At 50.1% G+C, this 1,230-nt stretch carries 1 protein-coding gene; it reads left to right on the top strand.

The window, feature by feature from the left end; all coding sequences use genetic code 11:
• Positions 1-76 precede the first annotated feature (76 nt).
• The gene (locus tag IEX60_RS24695; RefSeq protein ID WP_188754062.1) at positions 77-1,216 is read left to right on the top strand and encodes an ISAs1 family transposase; all 1,140 of its coding nucleotides are present in this window, start codon (positions 77-79) and stop codon (positions 1,214-1,216) included.
• Positions 1,217-1,230 lie beyond the last annotated feature (14 nt).

Genomic DNA, 1,230 nt, shown 5'->3' with positions numbered 1-1,230 from the left:
CAGGGAAATCGCTTTTAAGATTTTGGGATTAGGAATAGTATCCGTATATTTATGGAAATGGTTAGGGTGAAAAAAAATGCCCTTTTCAAATCCGACTAATAAGCCATACCAAGTTTTTTCTCATTATTTTTCCGGGGTGAAAGATCCCCGAAGGACCAACCGCGGTCATTTTATGTATCCACTGGAAGAGATCCTGTTTCTGTGCATTTCGGCTGTGCTGAGCGGCATGGATGACTGGACATCGATCAGTATGTTCGGCCGCTCGAAATTGGAATGGTTACGGCAATATTATCCTTACCGTCACGGCATTCCCTCACACGATGTATTGGGGAAGGTTTTTGCAGCGCTTGACCCCGAATCGTTCAGCCAGGCATTCAGTGCCTGGGTTGCCTCGATTGCGGAACTGACCGGAGGAGAGGTGGTGGCCATCGACGGTAAAACGATCCGGGGTTCGGACAACAAAGCGGGCGGGAAGTCAGCTTTCCATGTCGTCTCAGCCTATGCTTCGGGCAACCGGATCTGTTTGGGCCAGCGGGCCGTTGATGAGAAAAGCAATGAGATCACCGCTATCCCGGCACTGCTGGATACCCTGTCGCTTGAAGGCTGCATAGTTACCCTTGACGCGATGGGATGCCAGAAAACGATCGCAGGAGCGATCATTGAAAAGAAAGCGGATTATGTACTGATGGTCAAAGACAATCAGGAAGAACTCAAGGAACAGGTCGTAAAAGTGTTCGGGATGAAACCGGCGGTTGAAAAAGAAGTTACCCTGGATGCCGGGCACGGACGAATTGAGCGAAGAACCTGCCAGGCAACCGATAATCTCACGTTTCTGGACGATCGGGAAGACTGGCCGGGATTGAGAACCATCGCCAAAATCACCTCTGAACGCACCGATAAACGATCCGGTCAATCAAGCACCCAGGCCAGCTACTATATCTCTTCGCTTAACGCTGGGCCGGGAGTGATCGCCAAAGCCATCCGCAGTCACTGGGCAATCGAAAACAACCTCCACTGGACATTGGACGTCATATTCAGGGAAGATGCAGCCTTGAAGAAGAAAGGAAATGCGGCACTCAATTACCAGATCATCGCTAAAATGGCACTGGCCATGATCGAACGGGAATCCGAATCAAAGTTAAGTAAGCCTAAAAAGAGGCAACGCGCTGCCCTGGATGACGATTTCCGAAGCATCCTGCTCGCCGCGTATTTTTAAAAGCGATTTCCCTG

This window comes from Parapedobacter defluvii (genome assembly GCF_014642075.1).
GTDB lineage: Bacteria > Bacteroidota > Bacteroidia > Sphingobacteriales > Sphingobacteriaceae > Parapedobacter > Parapedobacter defluvii.
Note: the sequence above shows the minus strand (reverse complement) of the source record. Positions and strands in the feature narration are given on the sequence as shown.